Annotated in this window: 16 protein-coding genes; 8 read left to right on the top strand and 8 right to left on the bottom strand. The window is 60.4% G+C overall.

Going from position 1 to position 19,711, the window contains the following annotated elements; genetic code table 11:
• Nucleotides 1-33: 33 nt before the first annotated feature.
• Together AC25BC_RS16105 and AC25BC_RS16100 are read right to left on the bottom strand one after the other, a co-directional pair.
• Nucleotides 34-507 (bottom strand): hypothetical protein, encoded by a 474-nt coding sequence (locus AC25BC_RS16105; protein ID WP_128406827.1) that lies wholly within the window; start codon nucleotides 505-507, stop codon nucleotides 34-36.
• 182 nt (nucleotides 508-689) lie between these two features.
• Entirely contained in the window at nucleotides 690-1,694 is a 1,005-nt protein-coding gene (locus AC25BC_RS16100) for a LysR family transcriptional regulator (protein WP_020487016.1), read from the bottom strand.
• A gap of 270 nt (nucleotides 1,695-1,964) precedes the next feature.
• On the opposite strand from AC25BC_RS16100, the gene chvE reads away from it, so the two are divergent.
• The 6 genes from chvE (at nucleotide 1,965) to araD (ending at nucleotide 10,286) form a co-directional block, all read left to right on the top strand.
• The gene (gene chvE / locus AC25BC_RS16095; RefSeq protein ID WP_012758577.1) at nucleotides 1,965-3,029 is read left to right on the top strand and encodes a multiple monosaccharide ABC transporter substrate-binding protein; all 1,065 of its coding nucleotides are present in this window, start codon (nucleotides 1,965-1,967) and stop codon (nucleotides 3,027-3,029) included.
• A 92-nt stretch (nucleotides 3,030-3,121) separates the two neighbouring features.
• Nucleotides 3,122-4,660 (top strand): multiple monosaccharide ABC transporter ATP-binding protein, encoded by a 1,539-nt coding sequence (gene mmsA / locus AC25BC_RS16090; RefSeq protein WP_012758576.1) that lies wholly within the window; start codon nucleotides 3,122-3,124, stop codon nucleotides 4,658-4,660.
• Entirely contained in the window at nucleotides 4,657-5,868 is a 1,212-nt protein-coding gene (gene mmsB / locus AC25BC_RS16085) for a multiple monosaccharide ABC transporter permease (protein WP_003561801.1), read from the top strand. The genes mmsA and mmsB overlap by 4 nt, the downstream gene beginning before the upstream one ends.
• 118 nt (nucleotides 5,869-5,986) lie before the next feature.
• Nucleotides 5,987-6,982 (top strand): AraD1 family protein, encoded by a 996-nt coding sequence (araD1, locus tag AC25BC_RS16080; RefSeq protein WP_128438244.1) that lies wholly within the window; start codon nucleotides 5,987-5,989, stop codon nucleotides 6,980-6,982.
• Nucleotides 6,983-7,051: 69 nt separating this feature from the next.
• Nucleotides 7,052-8,485 (top strand): aldehyde dehydrogenase family protein, encoded by a 1,434-nt coding sequence (locus AC25BC_RS16075; RefSeq protein WP_012758574.1) that lies wholly within the window; start codon nucleotides 7,052-7,054, stop codon nucleotides 8,483-8,485.
• A gap of 61 nt (nucleotides 8,486-8,546) precedes the next feature.
• Nucleotides 8,547-10,286 (top strand): L-arabinonate dehydratase, encoded by a 1,740-nt coding sequence (araD, locus tag AC25BC_RS16070; RefSeq protein ID WP_017994899.1) that lies wholly within the window; start codon nucleotides 8,547-8,549, stop codon nucleotides 10,284-10,286.
• 90 nt (nucleotides 10,287-10,376) lie between these two features.
• Here araD and AC25BC_RS16065 read toward each other — a convergent pair whose 3' ends face one another.
• The 5 genes from AC25BC_RS16065 to AC25BC_RS16045 all read right to left on the bottom strand — a co-directional run bounded on the left by AC25BC_RS16065 (nucleotide 10,377) and on the right by AC25BC_RS16045 (nucleotide 15,137).
• Nucleotides 10,377-11,438: an HD domain-containing phosphohydrolase gene (locus tag AC25BC_RS16065; protein ID WP_012758572.1), complete on the bottom strand. Its 1,062-nt coding sequence runs from the start codon at nucleotides 11,436-11,438 to the stop codon at nucleotides 10,377-10,379.
• A gap of 362 nt (nucleotides 11,439-11,800) precedes the next feature.
• Entirely contained in the window at nucleotides 11,801-12,625 is an 825-nt protein-coding gene (locus AC25BC_RS16060) for a transglutaminase family protein (protein WP_012758571.1), read from the bottom strand.
• Nucleotides 12,626-12,637: 12 nt separating this feature from the next.
• Nucleotides 12,638-13,579 (bottom strand): alpha-E domain-containing protein, encoded by a 942-nt coding sequence (locus AC25BC_RS16055; RefSeq protein WP_003561792.1) that lies wholly within the window; start codon nucleotides 13,577-13,579, stop codon nucleotides 12,638-12,640.
• Complete coding sequence (locus AC25BC_RS16050; protein ID WP_012758570.1) at nucleotides 13,579-14,988, bottom strand: circularly permuted type 2 ATP-grasp protein; 1,410 nt, start codon at nucleotides 14,986-14,988, stop codon at nucleotides 13,579-13,581. The genes AC25BC_RS16055 and AC25BC_RS16050 overlap by 1 nt, the downstream gene beginning before the upstream one ends.
• Complete coding sequence (locus AC25BC_RS16045; protein WP_155248925.1) at nucleotides 14,970-15,137, bottom strand: hypothetical protein; 168 nt, start codon at nucleotides 15,135-15,137, stop codon at nucleotides 14,970-14,972. Before AC25BC_RS16045 ends, AC25BC_RS16050 begins: the two co-directional genes overlap by 19 nt.
• A gap of 218 nt (nucleotides 15,138-15,355) precedes the next feature.
• Here AC25BC_RS16045 and AC25BC_RS16040 point away from each other — a divergent pair, with 218 nt between their 5' ends.
• Nucleotides 15,356-16,255: a DMT family transporter gene (locus AC25BC_RS16040; RefSeq protein ID WP_128438243.1), complete on the top strand. Its 900-nt coding sequence runs from the start codon at nucleotides 15,356-15,358 to the stop codon at nucleotides 16,253-16,255.
• Nucleotides 16,256-16,351: 96 nt separating this feature from the next.
• Here the strand turns inward: AC25BC_RS16040 and AC25BC_RS16035 are convergent, their stop codons facing one another.
• Nucleotides 16,352-18,079: a DEAD/DEAH box helicase gene (locus AC25BC_RS16035; RefSeq protein ID WP_128438285.1), complete on the bottom strand. Its 1,728-nt coding sequence runs from the start codon at nucleotides 18,077-18,079 to the stop codon at nucleotides 16,352-16,354.
• Nucleotides 18,080-18,526: 447 nt separating this feature from the next.
• Between AC25BC_RS16035 and AC25BC_RS16030 the strand changes: the two genes are divergently transcribed.
• The gene (locus AC25BC_RS16030) at nucleotides 18,527-19,564 is read left to right on the top strand and encodes a hypothetical protein (RefSeq protein WP_128438242.1); all 1,038 of its coding nucleotides are present in this window, start codon (nucleotides 18,527-18,529) and stop codon (nucleotides 19,562-19,564) included.
• Nucleotides 19,565-19,711: the final 147 nt, after the last annotated feature.

The raw sequence follows: 19,711 nt of genomic DNA, 5'->3' as shown, positions 1-19,711 counted from the left end.
GCCTCGGAACGTTTGTCTGCGTTCGAGAAAGCTTCAGCTGTGCGGCAGCCGGCGCATCGCCTCGTCGATCAGCAGATTGGCGATCATCATGCGCCTGTTGGCATTGTCGCGGAAAGGCTCTGCGATGCCATCAGGATGATTGGCCTTGGCAAAGGCGCGCCGCTTCTCGTTCAGCGTCTGTTGGGTATCGGCGGCAGCGATCGCGAGTTCCGCGGCGATCTCTTCCGGAGCGATGCGGGCGAGATGGTCCGGCATGACGGGCTCGGGTGGGGGCGCAGGCGCCGGTTCCTCCGCGATCGCGGCGGCGGGATCGAGTTCCAGATTGTCGAAATAGGCCTGGCCGACGCGTTGCGAGACGGCCGAGACGCCCTCCATGACATCGAAGGCAAGCCCGGTGCCAAGACCGGAGACGCGATGGACGGCCGGCGCTTCGGCGTCTTCGGCCGTCTCGTCCTCCGCCTTCAGCCGCTCGAGGACTGATTGAAATACCGACCGTCCGAACAGCATCCCGCCTTCCTTGAGAGCATTTCCGTTTTTCTTCGAACCACGGAAATGCTCTATCTCCTTGTTCACGCAATTCCTGGGAAAGTCGCTTCGCGCTTTTCCCGGCAAAACCGCTGCACACTTTTGCTGGAATTGCTCGAGGCGCATTAAAAGAGAGCAAGATGGTGCAGGGCTTGCGGGTGTCGTCAGCCGGCCTGCTTGCGGCTCTCCTCAAGGATGATGTCGTAGAGCAGCCTTGCGCTCGGCGGCAGCGCCCGTTCCCTCGCCGTGATCATGCTGTAGGGCTTGACGTTGATGTCGAAATCGATCGGCAGCATGCGCACATCCGAGGCATTCGAGCCTTGGCTGGCAAGGAACTGGGCGACGTCGACGGCGACCGGAGCGATCGCATCGGTCTCGCAGATGATGGCGCAGGTCAGAAGCAGCGAGGAGGTGTTGACGATGTTTTCGGGCAGCGCCACGCCACGCGACAGGAAAACGTCCTCGATCGTGCGGCGCAGCAGCGTGCCGGGCGGCTGGAACACCCAGTCGTAATCCCTGACGTCGGCGAGGCTGCTCATCTTGTGCTTCATAAGCGGATGGCGGCTGCGCACGATCAGGCAAGCCCGCTCGATGCCGATCTCCGTCACCTCGAACAGGCGCGGGTTGAGATCATCGGGAATGCGGCCGATGATGAAGTCATGGCGGGCGGCGAGCAGTTCGCGGGCAAGCACATTGCTCGTCTCCACCTGGATGTTGATTTCGATGCCGGGATAAGCCTTGCGCACCTTGTTGATCGCCGGCACGACGAGGCTCATGGCCGGCGCGGTCACCGCGCCGATGAAGACCGAACCGCCCTTGCCGCTTTTCAATTCGCCAATCTCGCGGCTCGCCTCGCGCAGTTCCAGGAGGATCTTCCGAGCCCTTCGGGCAAGCGCTGCGCCGAAGGTCGTCAGAACCACGCCGCGGGCCACCCGCTCATAGAGCGACGTCTTGGTGATCGATTCCATTTCGGACAACATCCGCGATGCGGCGGGCTGCGAAATGTTCAGGACTTCCGCAGCTGCGGAAATCTGTCCGCTATCTTCGATTGCGACGATCATGCGCAGGTGATTCAGCTTAAGTCCTGCACGCAAAAGGCTGTCATCGCCGAAATTATCGCTGTGGATATCGACGTGATCCATCAAAAATGGCTCAGAAATAACCGTCATGGTTGCAGCCTCCTCGCTGCGCTCCATCAAAAGTAATACTTTTTAACGATATACCAAAATTGTTATGCACGTTAGCACTTATTCTATTTGACAGTTATAGGAATCCATACCAGTTTGCCGCCGTGTGCTGGTTGGCACTCAACACGTGTGAGATCGTGGAGGAGACCTACTTCGTTTCTCACCATCTGAAGTAACTATCCAATACGGAACCTGCCACAGTTTCGGGGCGGGCGATTTTTCGTCCGCTGCTTATTAACAAGGGAGAGAGAAATGAAATCCATTATCTCATTGATGGCTGCGGCTGCCTTCGGCGTCGCTTCGTTCGTTGCACCGGCTCTGGCCGCGGATAAGGGCACTGTCGGCATCGCAATGCCGACCAAGGCTTCTGCCCGCTGGATCGACGACGGCAACAACATCGTCAAGCAGCTCCAGGCTGCCGGTTACGGCACTGACCTGCAGTATGGCGACGACGACATTCCGAACCAGCTTTCGCAGATCGAAAACATGGTCACCAAGGGTGCCAAGGTTCTCGTCATCGCTTCGATCGACGGCACGACGCTTTCCGACGTTCTCCAGAAGGCACACGACGCCGGCATCAAGGTCATCGCTTATGACCGTCTGATCCGCGATTCGGGCAACGTCGACTACTACGCGACGTTCGACAACTTCCAGGTCGGCGTTCTGCAGGCTGGCTCCATCGTTGACGGCCTCGGCCTCAAGGACGGCAAGGGCCCGTTCAACATCGAACTGTTCGGCGGCTCGCCTGACGACAACAACGCCTTCTTCTTCTATGATGGCGCCATGTCCGTCCTGCAGCCTTACATCGACAGCGGCAAGCTCGTCGTGAAGTCCGGCCAGACCGGCATGGACAAGGTCGGCACGCTGCGTTGGGATCCGGCAACGGCCCAGGCCCGCATGGACAACCTGCTCTCGGCTAACTACACCGACGCCAAGGTCGATGCCGTTCTGTCGCCTTACGACGGTCTGTCCATCGGTATCATCTCCTCGCTGAAGGGCGTTGGTTACGGTACTGCGGCTCAGCCGCTCCCGATCGTCACCGGTCAGGACGCTGAAATCCCGTCGGTCAAGTCGATCATCGCTGGCGAACAGCACTCGACGATCTTCAAGGACACCCGCGAACTCGCCAAGGTCACTGTTGCCATGGTCGACGCTGTGATGTCCGGCAAGGATCCGGAGGTCAACGACACGAAGACCTACGACAACGGCGTCAAGGTCGTCCCGTCCTATCTGCTGAAGCCGGTTGCCGTCGACAAGACCAACTACAAGCAGATTCTCGTCGACAGCGGTTACTACTCTGAAGACAAGCTGAAGTAATGAGAAGGACCGGAGCCCGCGCTTGCGGGTTCCGGTCTTCGATTTTATGATCGCCCGGCTGGTTGACGGCTGCAGGCGCTGGAACTTTGACTATGGACAATACTATCCTCGAAATGCGGAGCATCACCAAGACGTTCCCGGGCGTCAAGGCGCTGGAGAATGTGAACCTCAAGGTTCGCCAGGGTGAAATCCACGCATTGGTGGGCGAAAACGGGGCCGGCAAATCGACCCTGATGAAGGTGCTATCCGGCGTCTATCCGACAGGAAGCTATGAAGGCGACATCATCTACGAAGGTGAGACGCGCAACTTCAAGGTCCTGAAGGACTCCGAAGAAATCGGCATCGTCATCATTCACCAGGAACTGGCGCTCGTGCCGTTGCTGTCGATCGGCGAAAACATCTTCCTTGGCAACGAGAATGCCAAGAGCGGCGTCATCAGCTGGGACGAGACATTCAACCGCACCAAGCAGCTGCTGAAGAAAGTAGGCCTGTCCGAATCTCCGAACACGCTGGTCACCGACATCGGCGTCGGCAAGCAGCAGCTCGTCGAGATCGCCAAGGCGCTGTCGAAGAGCGTCAAGCTGCTCATCCTGGACGAGCCGACCGCCTCGCTGAATGAACGCGATTCCGACGCGCTGCTCACTCTGCTCATGGAGTTCCGCAAGCAGGGCATCACCTCCATCATCATTTCCCACAAGCTGAACGAGATCCGCAAGGTCGCCGACCAGATCACGGTCCTGCGTGACGGCATGACAGTCAAGACGCTCGACTGTCACGCGGACGAGATCAGCGAAGACATCATCATCCGCAACATGGTCGGCCGCGATCTTGAAGACCGCTATCCGCCGCGTTCGGTGCCGATCGGCGAAACCATTCTCGAAGTGAAGAACTGGAACGCCTACCACCAGCAGCACCGCGACCGTCAGGTCCTGCACAATATCAACGTCACCGTCCGCAAGGGCGAAGTCGTCGGCATCGCCGGCCTGATGGGGGCAGGGCGCACAGAATTCGCCATGAGCCTGTTCGGCAAGGCCTATGGCCACAAGGTTTCGGGCGAGGCGCTGATGCACGGCAAGCCGGTCGATGTCAGCACCGTGCGCAAGGCAATCGATGCCGGGCTCGCCTACGTCACCGAAGACCGCAAGCAGCTCGGCCTCGTGCTCAACGACACGATCCTGCACAACACGACGCTCGTTAATTTGGCGGCGGTGTCGAACGCGTCCGTTATCGACAGCTTCAAGGAAGCGCGGGTTGCGACCGACTATCGGTCGAAGTTGCGTATCCGTTCCTCCAGCATTTTCCAGGAGACGGTCAATCTTTCCGGCGGCAACCAGCAGAAGGTGGTGCTGTCGAAATGGCTGTTCTCCAATCCCGATATTTTGATCCTCGACGAGCCGACGCGCGGCATCGATGTTGGCGCAAAATACGAAATCTATACTATCATCAACCAGCTTGCCGCCGATGGAAAGGGCGTTCTGATGATCTCGTCGGAAATGCCCGAACTGCTCGGCACGTGTGACCGCATCTACGTGATGAACGAAGGACGCATCGTCGCGGAACTGCCGAAGGGAGAAGCAAGCCAGGAAACCATCATGCGCGCTATCATGCGCTCAGGGGAGAAGAAACAATGACGCCGATCAATCAACCCATCGCAGAGCAAGGGCGTGTCGTCTCCATCGGAGACTACGTTCGCGGCAACATCCGCGAATATGGCATGTTTATCGCGCTTATCGCGATCATGGTGTTCTTCCAGTTTTCGACCGGTGGCGTTCTCTTCAGGCCGCTCAACCTGACAAACATCATTCTGCAGAACTCGTTCATCGTCATCATGGCGCTCGGCATGCTGCTGGTGATCGTTGCCGGCCATATCGATCTTTCGGTGGGATCGGTCGTCGGCTTTATCGGCGCTATCGCCGGCGTAATGACGGTGCAATGGCACACCAATTATGTTCTGGCGGGTATCGTCTGCCTTGCCATGGGCGCGCTTGTCGGCGGCATCCAGGGCTATTTCGTCGCGTATCACAAGATCCCGTCCTTCATCGTCACGTTGGCCGGCATGCTGGTCTTCCGCGGCCTGACGCTGTTCGTGATGACGGCATCGGGGACCGGCACCAGCATCGGTCCTTTCCCGCCGGCTTTCCAGCTGATCAGCATCGGCTTCCTGCCGAACGCTTTCGATATGGGCGGCATCAACTCGACCTCGATCATTCTGACCGTTGTCGGCGCCGTAACCCTCTTCTATCTGGCATGGCGCAAGCGCCTATCGAATGAAAAGCATGGCAATGATGTCGAGCCGCTGGGCTTTTTCCTCGCCCAGAACGCCCTCGTCACGCTCGCCATTCTGGCGCTCGGCTACCAGCTGTCGATCTATCGCGGCTTCCCGAACGTGCTGATGGTCATGCTTGTTCTGGTGGCCGCCTATGCCTTCATTACCCGCCGGACGACGATCGGCCGCCGCATCTACGCCATGGGCGGCAATGAGAAGGCGACGAAGCTTTCCGGTATCAACACCGAGCGGCTGACCTTCCTGACGTTCGCAAATATGGGTCTGCTTGCCGGACTGGCCGGACTGATCGTTGCCCTGCGTCTCAACTCGGCGACGGCCAAGGGCGGCTTTGGTCTTGAACTCGACGTGATCGCGGCCTGCTTCATCGGCGGCGCATCCGCCCAGGGCGGCGTCGGCAAGGTGACCGGCGCTGTTATCGGGGCTCTGATCATGGGCATCATGAACAACGGCATGTCGATCCACGGTCTCGGCACGGACTCGCAGCAGATGGTCAAGGGTGCGGTGCTTCTCGCTGCCGTGTTCTTCGACGTCTACAATAAAAACAAGGGCTGAGCGTCTCAAGGCGTCAGCCAGGCATTCGCAGTCATATGAATGATGGATTCCGGCTCCTGATGGAGCCGGACAGGCGGAGCTTTTTCCTGTCTTCGCCGAAACGAGAAGGATCGAAGACGTGCTTATTTCACAGATCAAGGGTGTAAACGGAGAGATCATCGTCGCCGTGCGTGAGCAGGGCGGCGCTGCAAGGTCGATCAAGAACGCCGTCAGCGTCTATGCGCTGGCGATGGAAGCCGCAGACGGCGGCAAGTCTCTTGCCTCAGTCATCGAAGCGCATGGCTACGGGGACGCCGTCGATCTTGAAAAGGCCTATGCGGAAGACCGCTTCCTTCCGCCGATCACCCATCCAGATGCCGCGCACCTGCATCTGACCGGCACCGGCCTGACACATTTGGGCTCGGCAGCAACGCGCGATTCCATGCACAAGAAGACCACCGAGGCCGCCGAGGAAACCCTCACGGACTCGATGAAGATGTTCAAGATGGGCCTTGAGAACGGCAAGCCGAAGGCCGGCGAAAAGGGCGTCCAGCCCGAATGGTTCTACAAGGGCAACGGCCATGGCGCCGCAGCCCCTGGCGCGCCCCTCCTCTCGCCCTCCTTCGCGCTCGACGGCGGTGAAGAGCCGGAGATGGCCGGCATCTACGTGATCGGCAAGGACGGCTCGCCCTTCCGTATCGGTTTTGCGCTGTCGAACGAATTTTCCGATCACGTCACCGAGCGGATCAACTATCTCTATCTCGCCCATTCGAAGCTGCGCCCGGCCAGCTTCGGCCCGGAAATCCGTGTCGGCGCTGCCCCGGAGGATATTCGCGGCACCTCGCGCATCAAGCGCGGCGACAAGGTGATCTTCGAAAAGCCGTTCCTATCCGGTGAGGCGAACATGTCGCACACCTTCGCCAATCTGGAATATCACCATTTCAAATATGGCCTCTTCCGTGCTCCGGGCGATGTGCATGTCCATATGTTCGGCACGGCGACCCTTTCCTTTGCCGACGGCGTCAAGACCGAAGAGGGCGACGTCTTCGAGATCAAAGTTGCCGAATTCGGCCTGGCGCTCCGCAATCCGCTGAAGGTGGCCGCCGAGGAAGAGATCGCCGTCAGGCAGCTCTGAATTCAAGACCTGGCCGCATCCGGCGGCCGGCTCTTTGCTCGTAAACGGTAAAGGAGGCTTGTTAAGCCCATGACCATTTATCAAAACCTGATCGCCGGCGAATGGGTCGGCTCGAACGCGACGAAGAATATCAACCCATCGGATACGAATGAGGTCGTCGGCCTCTATGCCGATGGCAGCGCAGACGACACGAGAAACGCCATTGCTGCCGCCAAGGCTGCCTTCCCAGCCTGGTCGCGCTCCGGCATCTGGGAGCGCCACGTCATCCTGAAGAAGACAGGCGACGAGATCATGGCGCGCAAGGATGAGCTCGGTGCGCTGCTTGCCCGCGAAGAAGGCAAGACGCTGCCGGAAGCCACCGGCGAGGTGATCCGCGCGTCGCAGATTTTCGAATTCTTCGCCGGCGAGGCACTGCGGCTGGCCGGTGAGGTCCTTCCGTCGGTTCGCCCGAATATCGGTGTCGAGATCACCCGCGAGGCGCTCGGCGTCATCGGCATCATTACGCCGTGGAACTTCCCGATCGCCATTCCCGCCTGGAAGATCGCGCCGGCGCTCTGCTACGGCAACACTATCGTCTTCAAGCCGGCCGAACTGGTGCCCGCCTGTTCCTGGGCGATCGTCGATATCCTGCACCGCGCCGGCCTGCCGAAGGGCGTGCTGAACCTCGTCATGGGCAAGGGCTCGGTCGTCGGCCAGGCCATGCTCGAAAGCCCCGACGTTCACGGCATCACCTTCACCGGTTCCACCGGCACCGGCAGACGCGTCGCCGCCGCCTCCATCGAGCATAACCGCAAGTTCCAGCTGGAAATGGGCGGCAAGAACCCGATGGTCGTGCTCGACGATGCCGATCTCAACGTCGCCGTCGAGGCGGCCGCCAATTCCGGCTTCTTCTCGACCGGCCAGCGTTGCACCGCTTCCTCGCGGCTGATCGTCACCGAAGGCATTCACGACAAGTTCGTCGCCGCGCTGACCGATAAGCTGAAGACGCTGGTCGTCGACAACGCCCTGAAGGCCGGCACTCATATCGGCCCCGTCGTCGATGAGCGGCAGTTGAAGACCGATACGGACTATATCGAGATCGGCAAGTCGGAAGGCGCCAAACTCGCCTTTGGCGGCGAGGTGATCTCCCGCGAAACGCCCGGCTTCTATCTGCAGCCGACGCTGTTCACCGAAGCGACCAACCAGATGCGGATCTCGCGCGAGGAGATCTTCGGGCCCGTGGTGTCGGTAATCCGGGCGAAGGATTACGACGAGGCGCTGGCGACGGCCAATGACACGCCGTTCGGCCTTTCGGCCGGCATCGCCACGACTAGCCTGAAACATGCCACGCATTTCAAGCGCAATTCCGAGGCCGGCATGGTGATGGTCAACCTGCCGACGGCAGGCGTCGATTTCCACGTGCCGTTCGGCGGCCGCAAGGGCTCGTCTTACGGCCCGCGCGAGCAGGGCAAGTACGCCGCCGAATTCTACACAACCGTCAAGACCGCCTACACCCTGGCTTGAGACAAGTGCGATAACCCGGGCCGTACGAGGCGGTCCGGCGATATCCTGAAGGATAGAGACTATGAAAAAGAAAGCGGAATGGCCGCGCAGGCTGAGGTCGCAGGAATGGTACGGCGGTACGAGCCGCGACGTGATTTATCACCGCGGCTGGCTTAAGAACCAGGGTTATCCGCACGACCTGTTCGACGGCCGGCCGGTGATCGGCATCCTCAACACCTGGTCGGATATGACCCCCTGCAACGGTCATCTCAGAGAGCTCGCCGAGAAGGTGAAGGCGGGCGTATGGGAGGCCGGCGGCTTCCCGCTCGAGGTGCCGGTGTTCTCGGCATCCGAAAACACCTTCCGCCCGACCGCGATGATGTACCGCAATCTTGCCGCGTTGGCGGTAGAAGAGGCGATCCGCGGCCAGCCGATGGATGGCTGCGTATTGTTGGTTGGCTGCGACAAGACCACGCCGTCGCTTATCATGGGGGCGGCTTCCTGCGACCTGCCTTCTATCGTCGTCACAGGCGGACCGATGCTAAACGGCTATTTCCGTGGCGAACGGGTCGGCTCGGGCACGCATCTGTGGAAGTTTTCCGAAATGGTGAAGGCCGGCGAGATGACGCAGGCCGAATTCCTCGAGGCTGAGGCCTCGATGAGCCGTTCGTCGGGCACCTGCAACACCATGGGCACCGCCTCCACCATGGCTTCCATGGCCGAGGCACTCGGCATGGCTCTGTCAGGCAACGCCGCGATCCCGGGCGTCGATTCCCGCCGCAAGGTCATGGCGCAGCTGACCGGCCGGCGTATCGTGCAGATGGTCAAGGATGACCTGAAGCCCTCCGAGATCATGACGAAGCAAGCCTTCGAGAATGCCATCCGCACCAACGCGGCCATCGGCGGATCGACCAACGCCGTCATCCACCTGCTCGCCATTGCCGGCCGTGTCGGCATCGATCTTTCGCTTGACGACTGGGATCGCTGCGGCCGTGACGTCCCGACCATCGTCAACCTGATGCCATCGGGCAAGTATCTGATGGAGGAGTTCTTCTATGCCGGCGGCCTGCCGGTGGTGCTGAAGCGCCTCGGCGAGGCGGGCCTGCTGCACAAGGATGCGCTGACGGTATCCGGCGAAACCGTCTGGGACGAGGTCAAGGACGTCGTCAACTGGAACGAAGACGTTATCCTTCCGGCCGAAAAGGCGCTGACAGCTTCGGGCGGCATCGTCGTGCTGCGCGGCAATCTCGCGCCGAAGGGCGCGGTGTTGAAGCCTTCGGCGGCTTCGCCACATCTGCTGGTGCACCGGGGCAGGGCGGTCGTGTTTGAGGACATCGACGACTACAAGGCCAAGATAAACGACGAGAACCTCGACATCGACGAAACCTGCATCATGGTCATGAAGAACTGTGGGCCGAAGGGCTATCCCGGGATGGCCGAGGTCGGCAACATGGGTCTGCCGCCGAAGGTGCTCAAGAAGGGCATCCTCGACATGGTGCGTATTTCCGACGCCCGCATGTCCGGAACTGCCTACGGTACCGTCGTGCTGCACACCTCGCCGGAAGCGGCGGTCGGCGGTCCGCTCGCAGTCGTGAAAAACGGCGACATGATCGAGCTGGATGTGCCGAACCGTCGTCTGCATCTCGACATTTCCGATGAGGAACTGGCGCGGCGGCTCGCTGAGTGGCAGCCGAACCATGATCTGCCCACATCCGGCTATGCCTTCCTGCATCAGCAGCATGTCGAAGGGGCCGATACCGGCGCCGATCTCGACTTCCTGAAGGGATGTCGTGGAAACGCGGTCGGCAAGGACAGCCATTAACAGGTGCAATCAGGACAGTGAATCGACGAAGAGGCGGGGTATCACCCCGCCTCTTTTTTTGTCCGCCGGTTCCTTGCAGGCTAATGGTGATCAGGCGTTTGAGACCACCATGCTGTGATCTTCGTCGGCGCCATGTTCGAAGAGCGCGCGGATTGCCGGCCATTTGCGGCGGAAAGCGGCGACGCAGGCGGGGTCGAAATGCGATCCGCTGCAGGCGATGATTTCCTCGTAAGCCCGCTCGATCGGCCAGGCCTGCTTGTAGGGCCGGTCGGAGCAGAGCGCTTCGAAGACGTCGGCGACGGCGACGATGCGCGCTTCGATCGGGATGGCGTCGCCGGACAGGCCCTTTGGATAGCCGGTTCCGTCCCATTTCTCATGATGGCCGGCGATGATGGCGGTCGCGACGCGGGAGAGCTCGGCGGAGCTGTTGGCCAGAATGGCGACGCCGATTGGGACATGCTCGCGCATGCGTTCGATCTCGTGCCGCTCGAGCTTGCCCGGCTTCTGCAAGATGGCATCGGGAATGGCGATCTTGCCGATATCGTGCAGGGGAGCAGCGAGATAGATATTGCGCCGCTGGATGCGATCGAGGCCGAGGCCTTCGGCGATCAGCTCGGCGATATTGGCGACGCGCTCGATATGGTCGCCGGTATTGCCGTCGCGCGAGGCCATCGCTTGGGCAAGGCACCAGATGATCTCCTGCTCGCGCATGTCGGCCTGTTCGGTGGCGTGGCGGAAGGCCATGTCCAGTGATTTCGCCCGGTCGGCAAGCGCCAGCTGGGCCTTGTGCAGGGCCATCAGGTTGAGGACGCGTGCCTGCAGTTCCAAGGGGTCGAAGGGCTTGGCGAGAAAATCCGTGGCGCCGGCCTCCAGCGCTTCCAGCCGAACCGACCGCTTCGCCTGCGAGGTGATCATCACGACGGGCACATCCTCATAACCCGGCTGGCGCCGCAGCCTGCGGATCATCTCGATACCGTTCATCTCAGGCATCATATAATCCACCAGCACAACGTCGAAATCGACCTCCCGGCAGCGGGCAAGGGCTTCGAGCGGATTGGTGAAGCTTTCGACCACACAGCCGGCGAAACCACAGACTGCGGTCTCAAGGGCGAGAAGGCTGGATTCGCTGTCGTCGACGATAAGAAGAGGCATGGACGATCCCGTTAAATCCCAGAAGCAAACAGGCTGCCCTCATCGGAGGGCGCGTTCGTCGCCTCATCCATGCCGGCAACTGAAGATCATTATGAAAGCTTGCATCATGCCGCTTCTTAAACGACGCCTGCCGAAATACACTAGGCGTCGCCGCAGACAAGCTTGTGCCTGCGGCCTTAAAATAGAGTTAGTCTGCAATGAAAAATTGACGAACGGCAATTATGACGTGTGATGGGTGTCGGAAAACAGCGGAATTTCGAGACCGTCGGTCGCTATATTCAAGTCCAACATGTTTGTTTCGCGACGAGTTCGGCAGCTATTCTACCGGCCAATCGCAGGGTGCGATAAAGCTGCATGTATGTTCAGCTCTGGCTCTGGCTTTGCATCTGTCCGCCGTCCTCGACCTTCACGGTGACCGTCAGCGTTTCGCCCGGCGTGCCGATGCGCATGCCTGAAATCGGCGCGGCATCACGATAGCAGAGGCCGGAGGCGACTCTGATGTAACGGGCATCCGGGCAGATCTCGTTGGCGGGATCGAAGCCGACCCAGCCGAGGCCGGGAATATGGGCCTCTGCCCAGGCATGGGTCGCCGCCTGTTCGATCTTTTCCTCCATCATCAAATAACCGGAGATGTAACGCGCCGGCACCTGCAGGGCGCGGGCGGCGGCGATGAAAATATGCGCATGGTCCTGACAGACGCCGCTCTTCCTCTCCAGCGCCTGCTCGGCCGTCGTCTCGGTATTGCTGGTGCCGGGCCTATAATCGACCGTTTCGTGGATCGCCGCCATCAGCGCATGCATGCGGGCGAGCTCGTTATCGCCACCGACGCCCTTGATCAGTTCCTTCACCAGCTTGCCACCCTTTGTCAGCGGTGTGTCGCGCAGGAAGAGCCAAAGCGGGCAGAAGCCGGTATGCGGACCGGTGACGCCGTTGTTGTCCCCCGTCTCGACCTCGCCTTCGGCGAGGATACGCGTCACCTCTTGTTCGCCTTCCAGCGAGACTAGATTGACGTGATTGCCGTACTGGTCGTCATATTCGACCTCCGGCGTAGCGCCCTCGACCTTCAGGGCCCAGCCGAGTACTTTTTGAGTGGAGTTCGTTGGCGGCGTCAGCCGCAGCCGTTGCAGCGAGAACTGCGCCGGTTCGTCGTAGCGGTATTCGGTGAGGTGGCTGATCTTCAGTCTCATGTTGTTATCCGCTTATACATAGAACCGGTAGCCATCGGAAATTTCCGCGCCGAGCTTGTTGTTGCGCGAGACGAAATCCTCCAGGAACTCGTGCAGGCCCTGATCCATGATATCCCGGATCGCCCTCGTCTGCAGCGTGGTGCGGATTGAATCCGCGGTATCGTGGGCAGGGAGCCGCGCCTCGTAATCCTGGGCAAGATAGCCGAGATTGCTGACGATCTTCTCGTAGCAATAGGCAAGCGAGCGTGGCATCTGGACATTCAGCGTCAAGAAGTCGGCGATGTTCATCGCCCGGTATTCGCCGTCATAGGCCCAACTATAGGCGCGGTGCGCGGAGACCGATCGCAGGATCGATTCCCACTGCACATTGTCGAGGGAGGAGCCGACGGCCGAGACCGAGGGCAGCAGCACGTAATATTTCACGTCGAGGATGCGGCTGGTATTGTCGGCCCGCTCGATGAAGGTGCCGATGCGGGCAAAATTATAGAGCTCGTTGCGCAGTGTCGAGCCATGGAAGGCACCGCGGATGAGGCCGGCGCGGCGCTTGATGACATCGATCACCTCGGGCATTTCAGCCGCCTTGACGCGCTTTTCGAGCAGCGACTTCAAGTCGATCCAGCATTCGTTGGTGGCTTCCCAGGTCTCCCGCGTCAGCGCCGTGCGCACCATGCGGGCATTGTTGCGGCCGGAATCGATGCAAGACATGACGCTCGACGGATTGGTGCGATCGCGCAGGAGATAGTCGATCGCGTCGGCGTTGGTCAGCTTGTTATGGCCCTCATCATAAGCCTCGCGCACGCCCGCACTTTGTAGAACGCCATCCCAATTGTCATCACCGGTGCTGCTGCGGGTCAGCGACATGCGCAACCCCGCATCGATCAGGCGGGCTATATTTTCGGCGCGCTCGATGTAACGAAACATCCAGTAGAGGCCGTTTGCTGTTCTTCCGAGCATCAGTCCTCCAATACCCAAGTGTCTTTGGTGCCGCCGCCCTGGCTGGAATTGACCACCAGCGAGCCCTGCTTCAGCGCTACGCGGGTGAGCCCGCCCGGAATGATCTGCACCTTGTCGGATACAAGCACATAGGGGCGAAGGTCGACATGGCGCGGCGCAATGCCCTTGTTGACGAGGATCGGCACCGTGGAGAGCGACAGCGTTGGCTGGGCGATGTAATTGTTCGGTTTGGCCTTCAGCTTTTCGGCGAAATCGGCGCGCTCCTTCTTCGATGCCGTCGGGCCGACCAGCATGCCGTAGCCGCCGGAGCCGTGCACCTCCTTGACCACCAGCTCTTCCAGGTGTTCCAGCACATATTTCAGGCTGTCGGCTTCCGAACAGCGCCAGGTCGGCACGTTTTCGAGCAGCGCCTTGCGGCCGGTATAGAATTCGACGATCTCGGGCATATAGGAGTAGATCGCCTTGTCGTCGCAAATGCCGGTGCCCGGCGCATTGGCGATGGTGATGTTGCCGGAGCGGTAGACATCCATGATGCCGGGAATGCCGAGCGCGGAATCGGACCGGAAGGTCAGGGGATCGAGGAAGTCATCGTCGACGCGGCGGTAGAGCACGTCGATCGCCTCGTAACCGCGTGTCGTCCTCATTTTCACCTTGCCGTCGATGACGCGCAGATCCGCGCCTTCGACCAGTTCGACGCCCATCATGTCGGCGAGGAACGAATGCTCGTAATACGCGGAATTGTAAATGCCCGGCGTCAGCACGGCGACGCGCGGCTTGCCCTTGCAGCCGGGAGGGGCAAGCGAGGCGAGGCTCTGACGCAGCAGGTAGGGATAATCCTCGACACGTTGCACCTTGTTCTCATGAAAGAGCTCAGGGAACATCTGCATCATGGTTTCCCGGTTTTCCAGCATGTAGCTGACACCGGAGGGCGTGCGGGCATTATCCTCCAGCACGTAAAACTGGTCCTCTCCGGTGCGCACGATGTCGGTGCCGACGATGTGGGTATAGACGCCGCCGGGCGGCCGGAAACCGATCATTTCGGGGATGAAGGTGACGTTATTCTCGATCAGCTCACGCGGAACGCGGCCGGCGCGGATGATCTCCTGCTTATGGTAGATATCGTCGAGAAAGGCGTTGAGCGCGATCACCCGCTGCTCGATGCCTTGGGCGAGCTTGCGCCATTCGCGGGCGGAGATGATGCGGGGAATGATGTCGAAGGGGATGAGCTTTTCGGAACTGTCGGCATGGCCGTAGACCGCGAAGGTGATGCCGGTCTTCCGGAAGATGTTTTCCGCATCGCGGGACTTGGCAATCAGATGCGCCCGGTCTTGGCTGTTGTACCACTCGAAGTATTTGTCGTAAGGCGGGCGAGGGCTTTCGTCCCCGGTAATCATTTCATCAAATGCCAAAAGCGCGGCTCCCCTTTTTGTTCATTTGAATACAACGCAAATGGCAATGCAAGAACCATGCGCAGTTCAGGGAAAAGATTTTGCGCTGCGGGAAACGGGTGAAAATCTGGGCATTTAAAGTGATGCGCTGCGGCATGGCGGATATTCATCCAAGGTGTCTGCGCAAAATCTGAGCATGTGACCGTTTTTCGTTCTGTCAAGGCGATCGAATATGGTCATGTGTGCGAGGCTCGCCGCCCCTTGCCGAACCGCCATCGGTCTCTGCATCAGTGAAATTTCAAATAAGCATCAACCCTTCGCTTTTGACTACAGCCGCCGGGTGGGGCTATCAGCACGGCGAACCCTCCTCTGTCGAGCCGCGCGCCCCATGTCCCTCGATCGCCTTGCCCCCGCCGTTTTCGTCCTGCTCTGGTCTACGGGCTGGGTGGTGGCGAAATATGCCTCGCTGCATTCCGAGCCCTTCACCTTTCTTTCGATACGTTATGCGCTGTCGGCGGCGGCATTCCTGGCACTCTGCCTTGTGGTGCGGGCGCAATGGCCCAGCCGGGCGAGGGCGCTGCGCGCCGTCTATTCCGGCTTCTTCCTTCATGGTTTCTATCTCGCCGGTCTCTGGTGGGCGATCGCCAATGGCGTGCCGGCCGGCATATCGGGCATCATCGCGGCGCTGCAGCCGCTGCTGACGGCAATGGCAGCTCCCTTCCTCATCGGCGAGCGGCTGCAGCAGGCACAGAAACTCGGCCTTGCCCTCGGCTTCATCGGCATTGCCATCGCCATTTCGCCGAAGCTGCTCGATCCGGCGACCGCCGATCTCACGCATGCCGCCCTGCCTCTGGCGATCAACCTCGTCGCCATGGCGTCCGTCACCTACGGCACGCTCTATCAGAAGAAACACCTGCAATCCGGCGACCTCAGAACCATCGCGACCTTGCAATATATCGGCGCGCTGATCCTCACCCTGCCGCTGTCGCTGATCTTCGAGCATCAGCATTTCGACGGCGCCGCGCAGGCTTATGGCGCGCTGGTCTGGTCGGTCTTCGGCCTGTCGATGGGCGGCGTCGGACTGCTGCTCTATCTGATCCGCCGGGGTCAGGTGTCACGCGCCGCCTCGCTGATCTATCTGATGCCGCCAGCGGTTGCTCTCGAAGCCTTCATCGCCTTCGGGGAACCGCTGACCCTGCCGCTGATCGTCGGCACCGTGGTGGTCGTGACAGGCGTCTATCTCACGAACCGCAGGGCGTCCAGCGAGCATAGGCCTGCGGAGGTTTAGAGCGCCGCGCGTCCTTTCGGACGCCCAAAGCACGATGCGCTAGATAATAAAAAGGCCGGAGATCCCCGGCCTTTTTGCCTTTCAATCTTTCAACGATCAGGCGCGTTCGCGGCGCTGGCCGCCGCCGTTGCGGGAGCCACCGCGGTGGTTGCCGCCGTTGCCGTCCCGGCGCGGTTCGCCGGCCTGGGCCTGCTGCGGGCCGCGGTCCTCGCCATGCTTGCGGGCCGGGCGGCCATGGGCATGGCGGCTGTTGCCGCGATGATGACCGCTCGGCTCACCATTGGCATGGGCGCCATGATGCGCTGGACGCTGTGGCTTTGCAGAGGCGCGGAAATCGGAGGTCGAGGCCAGATCGTTGTCGGGGCCGAGATCCGGGGTCGCTTCACCGCGGCGCTGACCGCGGAAGTCCTCGTTGCGGCTGGTCGAGCGCTCCGGACGCGGACGACGCTCCTCGCCGCCGGCGCGGACTTCGCTGCCTTCACCTTCGCGACGCGGGCGGCGTTCCTGACGGTTGCCGCGATGCTCGGAGCGGTTCTGGTCGCCACGGCCTTCGCCACGACCCTGGCCTTCGCGACCCTGGCCGCCATTGCGATTGCGGTTGTTGCCATTGCCGTTGGCACGGCGGGGTCCGCCGCTGATGTTTGCCGGCGCTTCGCCGCTTGCGACAGTGATATCGATGCCCATCAGGCGCTCGATATCACGCAGCAGCTTGGCTTCGTCGGGAGCGCAGAAAGCGATGGCGATACCGTCGCGGCCGGCGCGCGCCGTGCGGCCGATGCGATGGACATAGGCGTCAGGCACCTCAGGCAGGTCGTAGTTGTAGACGTGGCTGACAGCAGGAATGTCGATGCCGCGGGCGGCAACGTCGGTGGCGATCAGCGTCTTGATGCTGCCGTCGCGGAAGGCCTTCAGCGCCCGCTCGCGCTGACCCTGGCTCTTGTTGCCGTGGATCGAGGCGACGGAATAGCCGATGTTTTCGAGATGCTTCATCAGCTTCTCGGCACCGTGCTTGGTGCGCAGGAAGACCATGGCGCGGCCATCGGGGTTTTCGGTCAGCGACTTGCGGAGCAGCTCTGTCTTGTCGTTCTTGCCGGCAACGAAATGGACGTACTGCTCGACCTTGTCGGCGGCCTTGCCTGGAGGCGTGACTTCGACCTTGACGGGATCGACGAGATATTCGCCGGCAAGATCGGCGATCGCCTTCGGCATGGTGGCCGAGAACAGCATGGTCTGGCGCTTTTTCGGCACCATCTTGGCAATCTTGCGCAGATCGTGGACGAAGCCGAGGTCGAGCATCTGGTCGGCTTCGTCGAGCACGAGATAACGAACCGCAGTCAGCGTGATCGCGCGGCGATTGATGAGGTCGAGCAGGCGGCCGGGCGTGGCGACGAGAATGTCGGTGCCTTTTTCAAGCTGAAGCTGCTGCTTGTTGATCGAGACGCCGCCAACGACGACGTTGATGCGCAGCGACGACTTGCGGATGAACTTCTTCAGGCTCTCGGCGATCTGGTTAACCAGTTCGCGGGTCGGCGCCAAGATCAGCGTGCGCGTCGTGCGGTTGTCGGGGCGCCGTTCGTCGGCAAGCAGCTTTTCGATCAGCGGCAGGCCGAAAGCGGCCGTCTTGCCGGTGCCGGTCTGGGCAAGGCCGATCAGGTCGCGGCCTTCGAGGAGGAGGGGAATGGCATGTTCCTGGATCGGCGTCGGCGTTTCGATGCCGAGCTGGAACAAAGTAGCGACGATCGGCTTGGAGACACCAAGCGATTCAAAATTAGTCAAGGTATAACCTTTCGGGGCGCCACAATGACTATCGCCGGAACGCACCATGCGATCCGGTTTCATTCTGGCGTCAAGAACCCCGCGTGAAGTGGGAACTTGTGAGTTGGAAAAAGCTTTCCAGCGCTTCTGGCCGCTCATGGGAGTGCGGCGCTCTATCGAAATGCGCTTTTGTCCCTTCTTCCTGCATCTGTATTTTTCAGCAGGGGCACGCTCACGCGGCGGCCGGAAGGGTGAAAGCTGACCCGCATTTGGGCTAGTTCGCGTGGAAAGTCAAGTGCAGTGCACAAGAAAGCCTAGGCGAAGTTCAGCGAATGGCCAGAGTTGACCAATTGCGTCCGTTAAACGTTGTGGTAGTGAACGTTCAAGTTTGAGAAAATTGCTGTTCGGCCCGACCGACGCCGCCCTTCGATTCAACGAAAAACTTCAAAATATCGCGTTGCTACCAGCTTTATATGGAGCGTGGTAGATTGTACCGATGCCAACTCGGAGCCGACCATGCGATCCGCCATCTACTATCCCCGATCCCAGGTTCACAGCCGCCCAATCATGCAGTCGTCCTTGCTGCTTTGGGACAAGCTGCACACAATCGTTCCGATGAAGCATTACCGACCTGACTATTTGGATCGCCAAGACATGGCGGAGGCCTGGGAGTTGATCGGCGCCTCGATCGTGCCGAACGACGCGCAGCGGAAGCGGATGCACATCGATATGGAGACGACGTTGAAGGCCGGGACACTTCCGCCTGACCTCTATTATGTCGGTCAAGTCGACCAGCCGAGCGACCCATATGAAATTTGGCCGCAGAAGCTCTCGGAGCAGACCTGGGACCTGATGCGCAGCCACCGTCTCACCGATCTGCCGCTTCCGAACGGGGATTATCCCTTCACGCAGGAAGGCGGCTTGCTTGTTATGGCTAAGCTCGCGGACGCGTGCGCCGGTTCCCAATTCGCGCGCGTGACCGATCGACTAATGGCCTATGGCATGATCGGAAGCGGGGATAAGCGATCCGCGACGGAAGCCGAAGTTGTTCCGATCACCCTTGATCTGATCGACGCGACGAGCATCCCTATTGAGAGGCTGATCGCGCTGCGAAAGCGCGAGGCGTCCGAACGCCGCGGGAGTGACTTTACCAAGATGCGGCATGCTTATGCCGACGCAGTCCATGCGCACACAATTGCGCTGGGTAAGGCCCTTGATCAATTCGAACGCGACGAACTCAATCGGCAATTCAAAGAGAAGATGGAGTTCGACCTCAAGGATCTGCGAGAAGCGCTTGGCGCTAACAAATTGGATCTTTTGATGAAGCCGGTCGTCGTCGCGACGGTGGTAACGGGCGCCTCCCTCGCCTCTGGGCTCGGCTTGCCCGTGGCCCTGACCGCTGGCGCAGCTGCAGCCGCCGGTTCCGAATGGAAGGACATTGCCAAGGCGGTCACGGATTTCTTCAGCAGCGGATTCAATTTCAATCGCAAGCAGCGCGAGACAATGACGAAGCACCCGATGGCATATATGTATTCGCTATCGCAAACCCACTGATTCGTCCGTTCACGAAGACAAATACGCAGTTGACCATCGGGATTATAGACGATCGAAGTTGAGCAGTATGTCGACGTCATGCGCAAGCGGCACTCAAAGCTCCGGCTCAGCGGCATAGATCGCGCGTTCAGCCGAGATCGTCCGCTT

This window comes from Rhizobium sp. WSM409, assembly GCF_057653825.1.
Note: the sequence above shows the minus strand (reverse complement) of the source record. Positions and strands in the feature narration are given on the sequence as shown.

Coding starts and splice junctions, on each gene's coding strand:
- AC25BC_RS16105 (WP_128406827.1), bottom strand. CDS start 507: ATGCTGTTCGGACGGTCGGTATTTCAATCAGTCCTCGAGCGGCTGAAG.
- AC25BC_RS16100 (WP_020487016.1), bottom strand. CDS start 1,694: ATGACGGTTATTTCTGAGCCATTTTTGATGGATCACGTCGATATCCAC.
- chvE (WP_012758577.1), top strand. CDS start 1,965: ATGAAATCCATTATCTCATTGATGGCTGCGGCTGCCTTCGGCGTCGCT.
- mmsA (WP_012758576.1), top strand. CDS start 3,122: ATGGACAATACTATCCTCGAAATGCGGAGCATCACCAAGACGTTCCCG.
- mmsB (WP_003561801.1), top strand. CDS start 4,657: ATGACGCCGATCAATCAACCCATCGCAGAGCAAGGGCGTGTCGTCTCC.
- AC25BC_RS16075 (WP_012758574.1), top strand. CDS start 7,052: ATGACCATTTATCAAAACCTGATCGCCGGCGAATGGGTCGGCTCGAAC.
- araD (WP_017994899.1), top strand. CDS start 8,547: ATGAAAAAGAAAGCGGAATGGCCGCGCAGGCTGAGGTCGCAGGAATGG.
- AC25BC_RS16065 (WP_012758572.1), bottom strand. CDS start 11,438: ATGCCTCTTCTTATCGTCGACGACAGCGAATCCAGCCTTCTCGCCCTT.
- AC25BC_RS16060 (WP_012758571.1), bottom strand. CDS start 12,625: ATGAGACTGAAGATCAGCCACCTCACCGAATACCGCTACGACGAACCG.
- AC25BC_RS16055 (WP_003561792.1), bottom strand. CDS start 13,579: ATGCTCGGAAGAACAGCAAACGGCCTCTACTGGATGTTTCGTTACATC.
- AC25BC_RS16045 (WP_155248925.1), bottom strand. CDS start 15,137: ATGAATATCCGCCATGCCGCAGCGCATCACTTTAAATGCCCAGATTTT.
- AC25BC_RS16040 (WP_128438243.1), top strand. CDS start 15,356: ATGTCCCTCGATCGCCTTGCCCCCGCCGTTTTCGTCCTGCTCTGGTCT.
- AC25BC_RS16035 (WP_128438285.1), bottom strand. CDS start 18,079: ATGGTGCGTTCCGGCGATAGTCATTGTGGCGCCCCGAAAGGTTATACC.
- AC25BC_RS16030 (WP_128438242.1), top strand. CDS start 18,527: ATGCGATCCGCCATCTACTATCCCCGATCCCAGGTTCACAGCCGCCCA.